Annotated in this window: 4 protein-coding genes; 3 read left to right on the forward strand and 1 reads right to left on the reverse strand. The window is 59.5% G+C overall.

Annotation, left to right across the window (positions count from 1 at the left end; genetic code table 11):
- Positions 1 to 42: 42 nt before the first annotated feature.
- A complete protein-coding gene (ldtA, locus tag C5687_RS23305; RefSeq protein ID WP_047959024.1) occupies positions 43 to 942 on the reverse strand; it encodes a L,D-transpeptidase in 900 nt (299 codons plus the stop codon).
- Positions 943 to 1,133: 191 nt separating this feature from the next.
- On the opposite strand from ldtA, the gene shiA reads away from it, so the two are divergent.
- The 3 genes from shiA (at position 1,134) to C5687_RS23320 (ending at position 5,760) form a co-directional block, all read left to right on the forward strand.
- Complete coding sequence (gene shiA / locus C5687_RS23310; RefSeq protein WP_104558130.1) at positions 1,134 to 2,447, forward strand: shikimate transporter; 1,314 nt, start codon at positions 1,134 to 1,136, stop codon at positions 2,445 to 2,447.
- A 73-nt stretch (positions 2,448 to 2,520) separates the two neighbouring features.
- Positions 2,521 to 3,975 carry an AMP nucleosidase gene (locus C5687_RS23315; RefSeq protein ID WP_025759291.1) on the forward strand — a complete coding sequence of 485 codons (1,455 nt, stop codon included), beginning with the start codon at positions 2,521 to 2,523 and terminating at the stop codon, positions 3,973 to 3,975.
- 18 nt (positions 3,976 to 3,993) lie between these two features.
- Positions 3,994 to 5,760 (forward strand): aminopeptidase P family protein, encoded by a 1,767-nt coding sequence (locus tag C5687_RS23320; protein WP_104558131.1) that lies wholly within the window; start codon positions 3,994 to 3,996, stop codon positions 5,758 to 5,760.
- The last annotated feature ends 35 nt before the right edge of the window (positions 5,761 to 5,795 follow it).

The following is a 5,795-nucleotide window of genomic DNA, read 5'->3' on the forward strand; positions in this document are numbered from 1 at the left end:
TGGGAGAGGGTTGGGGTGAGGGCACCAGACCGCACAATGCCTTTACATGCCGAGCTTCACCGGCATCCCTGACCGCCGTTCCAGCTCAGCACCTGCCCCCTCGTTGATCAACTCTGTCCGCAGCGCGGCCGATATCGGCAGCGGCACTTTCCGGGTCGATTCAAATTCCGCACGGTTACGTGACAACGGCTCATGCACTTCCACCCAGCGGCTACCGTCCGGCTCGGTGGTGACTTTAACGGGCTGATCGATAAGCTGTACCCGGGTTCCGACCGGGACATTATCGAACAGGTATTTGATGTCGTTATTGCGCAGACGAATACAGCCCTGGCTCACCCGCAGCCCAATGCCAAAATTCGAGTTGGTACCGTGAATGGCGTACAGCCTGCCGATATAAATGGCATACAGCCCCATCGGGTTATCCGGCCCGGCAGGCACGAATGCAGGCAGCGTTTTGCCTTCTGCCGCATAGGCGCGGCGCGTATTGGGCGTCGGCGACCATGTCGGTCCCTCCTGCTTACGCTCAACCGCCGTCACCCAGTTACGCGGCGTTTCGCGCCCGGCCTGACCGATGCCAATGGGCAGGACTTCTACGGTAGTGCCGCCGGGCGGATAATAGTAGAGGCGCATTTCTGCCGCATTCACGATAATGCCTTCCCGGACGGTGTCAGGAAGAATCAGCTGCTGGGGAATGACCAGCCGGGTACCGGATTTGGGCAAAAAAGGATCCACGCCCGGGTTCGCTTCCAGCATATTGCTTAGCCCCTGACCGTACTGTGCGGCAAACGCCTCGAGCGGTAACGTATTGCGATCCGGCACGGTGATGACCTGCGCGCTTCCCACCAGTCGGCTGCCCGTCGGCGGCAACGGATAGCTCACCGCCTGCACGCTCTGGCTGATAAGCAACGCAGCAAGACACCCCAACACCTCTTTACGACACATCGTCCCTTCCTCCGTCGCTTCGTTCTTCACTAAGCATAGCGTAGCCGTTTTGCATTACCCATCAGGAAATAAAATCAGTTTGCACAGGCTCCCTGTCGCGGTAGTCTCATAAGTTCCGTTTACGTGACGGCCGCTTTGTGAGTGACTTTTTCTTATACCAATAATTAAAAATCAGTGCAGACAGGACAACTATGGATTCCACTCTCACCTCCACACATCCCACCGAGGAGACACCTTCGCTCAATCGTGCCCGCCGCGCCGCCCTCGGCAGCTTCGCGGGTGCCGTCGTCGACTGGTATGATTTTCTGCTCTACGGCATTACCGCCGCCCTGGTCTTTAACCGCGAGTTCTTTCCGCAGGTCAGCCCCGCGATGGGCACGCTCGCCGCGTTTGCCACCTTCGGCGTCGGCTTTCTGTTTCGCCCGCTGGGTGGCGTGATCTTCGGCCACTTCGGTGACCGCCTCGGTCGCAAACGTATGCTGATGCTCACCGTCTGGATGATGGGGATCGCCACCGCGCTGATTGGCATCCTCCCTGCGTTTTCCACCATTGGCTGGTGGGCACCGGTACTGCTGGTTACCCTGCGCGCCATTCAGGGGTTCGCCGTGGGCGGCGAATGGGGCGGCGCGGCGCTGTTATCGGTTGAGAGCGCGCCAAAAAATAAGAAAGCGTTTTACAGCAGCGGCGTACAGGTCGGGTATGGCGTGGGTCTGCTCCTTTCCACCGGGCTGGTCTCCTTAATCAGCCAGCTCACCACCGACGAACAGTTCCTGAGCTGGGGCTGGCGCATTCCGTTCATCTTCAGCATCGTGCTGGTCATCGCCGCGCTGTGGATCCGTAACGGGATGGAAGAGTCCGCTGAATTCGAACAGCAGCAGGAAATACCTGCCGTCAAAAAGCGGCTGCCGGTGATGGAAGCCCTGGTGCAGCATCCTGGCGCTTTTCTGAAAATTATCGCCCTGCGCCTGTGCGAACTGCTGACGATGTATATCGTCACCGCGTTTGCGCTGAACTACTCAACGCAGAATCTCGGTCTGCCGCGCGAGCTGTTTCTGAATATCGGCCTGGTGGTCGGCGGGATCAGCTGCCTGACCATCCCCTGTTTCGCCTGGCTGGCGGACCGCTTTGGTCGACGTCGCGTTTATATCACCGGGGCGCTGGTGGGAACCCTCAGCGCCTGGCCCTTCTTTATGGCGCTGGAGGCTCAGTCGATCTTCTGGATTGTCTTCTTTGCCATTATGCTCGCGAACATCGCTCACGATATGGTGGTTTGCGTCCAGCAGCCGATGTTTACCGAACTGTTCGGCGCCAGCTACCGCTACAGCGGAGCAGGCGTGGGTTACCAGGTTGCAAGCGTCGTCGGCGGCGGGTTTACCCCCTTTATTGCCGCCGCGCTGGTGACCTTCTCCGGCGGAAACTGGCACAGCGTGGCGATTTATCTGCTGGCCGGCTGCCTGCTCTCTGCGGCGACGGCGCTTCTGATGAAAGAGACGTACCACCGCTGATCTCACTTTTGTTTCACAGGCGTGTGACATACTATCGGGTAGAGTCGCACACCTGAGGAACAAGGAGACAGAGATGAATAATAAGGGCTCCAGCCTGACCCCGGCTCAGGCGCTGGAAAAACTCGACGCACTGTATGAACAGTCCGTCAACGCGCTGCGCAGCGCCATTAGCGAGTATATCGACACAGGGAAACTCCCCGACGAAAAGGCCAGAAGCGAGGGCCTTTTTGTTTATCCGTCGCTCTCTGTGACCTGGGACGGCAGCGCCAGCACCACGCCGAAAACCCGCGCCTATGCCCGTTTTACCCACTCCGGCTGCTACAGCACCACCGTCACCCGCCCTGCACTGTTCCGCCCTTACCTTGAAGAACAGCTTACGCTGCTGTACCAGGACTACGGTGCGCACATCGCCGTTGAGCCTTCCCAGCACGAGATCCCCTATCCGTACGTGATTGACGGTTCGGCGTTAACGCTGGACCGCTCCATGAGCGCGGGCCTGACCCGCCACTTCCCGACGACGGAACTTTCGCAGATTGGCGATGAGACGGCTGACGGCATTTATCACCCGGCAGAGTTTTCTCCTCTGTCACATTTTGATGCCCGCCGGGTCGATTTCTCCCTGGCGCGCCTGCGTCACTACACCGGTACGCCAGCCGAGCATTTTCAACCCTTCGTGCTCTTTACCAACTACACCCGCTACGTCGACGAGTTTGTCCGCTGGGGCTGCAGCCAGATCCTCGACCCGGAGAGCCCTTACATCGCGCTCTCCTGTGCGGGGGGGATCTGGATCACCGCGGAGACCGAAGCCCCCGAGCAGCTGATTTCCGACCTGGCGTGGAAAAAGCATCAGATGCCGGCCTGGCACCTGATCACCGCCGACGGTCAGGGTATTACGTTGATTAACATTGGCGTCGGCCCGTCGAATGCGAAAACCATCTGCGACCATCTGGCAGTTCTGCGCCCGGACGTGTGGCTGATGATTGGCCACTGCGGCGGCCTGCGCGAAAGCCAGCTGATTGGCGATTACGTGCTCGCCCACGCCTATTTGCGTGATGACCATGTGCTTGATGCCGTACTGCCGCCGGATATTCCCATCCCAAGCATCGCCGAGGTCCAGCGTGCGCTGTATGACGCCACCAAAGAGGTGAGCGGCATGCCGGGCGAAGAAGTTAAGCAGCGCCTGCGCACCGGCACGGTCGTCACCACGGACGATCGCAACTGGGAGCTGCGCTACTCCGCCTCCGCGCTGCGGTTTAACCTGAGCCGCGCGGTGGCGATTGATATGGAAAGCGCCACCATCGCCGCGCAGGGCTATCGCTTCCGCGTCCCCTACGGCACGCTGCTGTGCGTCTCCGATAAACCACTGCACGGCGAAATTAAGCTGCCGGGCCAGGCAAACCGTTTCTATGAAGGGGCGATATCCGAACATCTGCAGATTGGCATCCGCGCCATTGACCTGCTGCGGGCGGAAGGGGACAGACTCCATTCCCGCAAGCTGCGCACCTTCAACGAGCCGCCGTTCCGCTAATTACGACAAGGATAAATAATGTACAGCACATCACCTCTCTCTGCCCTGCGCCAGTGGCTTGAAGCCAGCCATCTCGACGGGATGATCGTCCCGCGCGCCGATGCCTGGCAGAGTGAATACTGCGCGCCCTACGATGAAAAGCTGGCCTGGCTGACGGGCTTTGACGGTTCGGCCGGTGTGGCGCTGGTGCTGCAGGACAAAGCACTGCTGTTCGTCGATGGCCGCTATCAGGTTCAGGCGCGCGTGCAGGTCAACACGGATGAGATTGAGATCCACCACCTGCATAACGAGCCGCTGGCGCAATGGCTGGCGGAAAACGTGGGGGCAGGCACGCGCATCGGTTTTGACCCGCTGCTGATGACCAATACGGAGTTTGATCAGTTATCCGCCACAGCGTGCGAACTGGTGCCATTGACCGAATCGCCTTTTGATATTCTGTGGACTGACCGCCCTGCCGCACCGGCGGGGCTAATCCGTAACATGCCGGTTGAACTCAGCGGTGAAAGCAGCGCAGACAAACGTCAGCGCGTTGCCGCCGTGCTGGCCGCCAGCCATGCCGATTATCTGGCCGTTACCCTGCCGGACAATATCGCCTGGCTCCTGAACGTGCGGGGAGCAGATATTCCTTACAGCCCGGTACCGCTCTCTTTTGTCCTGCTGGGTCGAGACGGTCACGTTGAGTGGTTTGTTAACGACAATAAGCTCAGCGCCCTGCCAGACGCCGTGCGCAATGCGTTCACTATTGCGCCGCAGGACGCCTTTATCGAGCGCTGCCAGCGGCTTGCTGCCGGTAAACGGGTAATGGTAGATGCCGATTCCGCGCCGGTAGCCCTGCGCTTCGCTATTGAGCCACAGGGAGAGATTGTCTGGCGGACCGACCCTATAACCCTGATGAAGGCCACCAAAAACCCGGTCGAACTGGCGGGTTACCGCGAGTGTCATCACCAGGACGGTGCCGCGTGGGTCAACTTCCTTGCCTGGCTGAGCCGTGAAGTGCCGCTGCGCGAGGCGGCAGGAAACCCGCTAACCGAGCTGGAGGTTCAGGCGCAACAGCTTGCGTTCCGTAAACAGCAGCCCGGGTTTATCGAGCAAAGCTTTGCCACCATCTCCGCCTCCTCCAGCAATGCGGCGATGTGCCATTACCATTCGAGCGAAGCCAGCAACAAGCCCATCGTTCATGACCACTTTTACCTGAACGATTCCGGCGGGCAGTATGCTAATGGCACTACCGATGCCACGCGTACGCTGGCTTGGGGTCAGGTCGACCCGCAGCAGCGCCTGCACTACACCGCCGTATTGAGAGGTTTCCTGTCGCTGATTACCCTGCAGTTTCCTTCAGGAACCCAGGGACATCAGCTGGATGCTTTCGCGCGTCGTCCATTGTGGGAGATGGGGCTGGATTACGATCACGGTACGGGGCATGGCGTGGGGCATCAGCTTCTGATCCATGAAAACCCGCATCGTATTGCCAAAAAGGTCAATCCGTGGCCGCTGGTGGCGGGCAATATCATGACTATCGAACCGGGATATTATCTGGGCGATAGCCACGGTATCCGCATCGAAAACCAGGTAGAAATCGTTGAGAGCCGTCCGGGATTCTGCAAATTTGCTTCGCTGACGCTGATCCCCATCGACCTGAGTCAGGTCGAGCTGGATCTGTTAAGCGAGCAGGAAAAAGCGTGGCTGGATGCATACCACCAGCAGGTACGTGAGGCGCTGTTACCCCTGGTGAACAGCGAAGCGCGTTCGTGGCTGGAAGCGGCGACGGCGCCGATTAGCGTGTAATTTCGTGCGGTCTGGTGCCCTCACCCCAACCCTCT

The sequence above is a fragment of the Enterobacter sichuanensis genome, from assembly GCF_002939185.1.
Classification (GTDB): domain Bacteria; phylum Pseudomonadota; class Gammaproteobacteria; order Enterobacterales; family Enterobacteriaceae; genus Enterobacter; species Enterobacter sichuanensis.

What these genes read in the sequence shown, in the direction of transcription:
- ldtA (WP_047959024.1), bottom strand. Translation starts at nt 942, where the DNA reads ATGTGTCGTAAAGAGGTGTTGGGGTGTCTTGCTGCGTTGCTTATCAGC.
- C5687_RS23315 (WP_025759291.1), top strand. Translation starts at nt 2,521, where the DNA reads ATGAATAATAAGGGCTCCAGCCTGACCCCGGCTCAGGCGCTGGAAAAA.
- C5687_RS23320 (WP_104558131.1), top strand. Translation starts at nt 3,994, where the DNA reads ATGTACAGCACATCACCTCTCTCTGCCCTGCGCCAGTGGCTTGAAGCC.
- shiA (WP_104558130.1), top strand. Translation starts at nt 1,134, where the DNA reads ATGGATTCCACTCTCACCTCCACACATCCCACCGAGGAGACACCTTCG.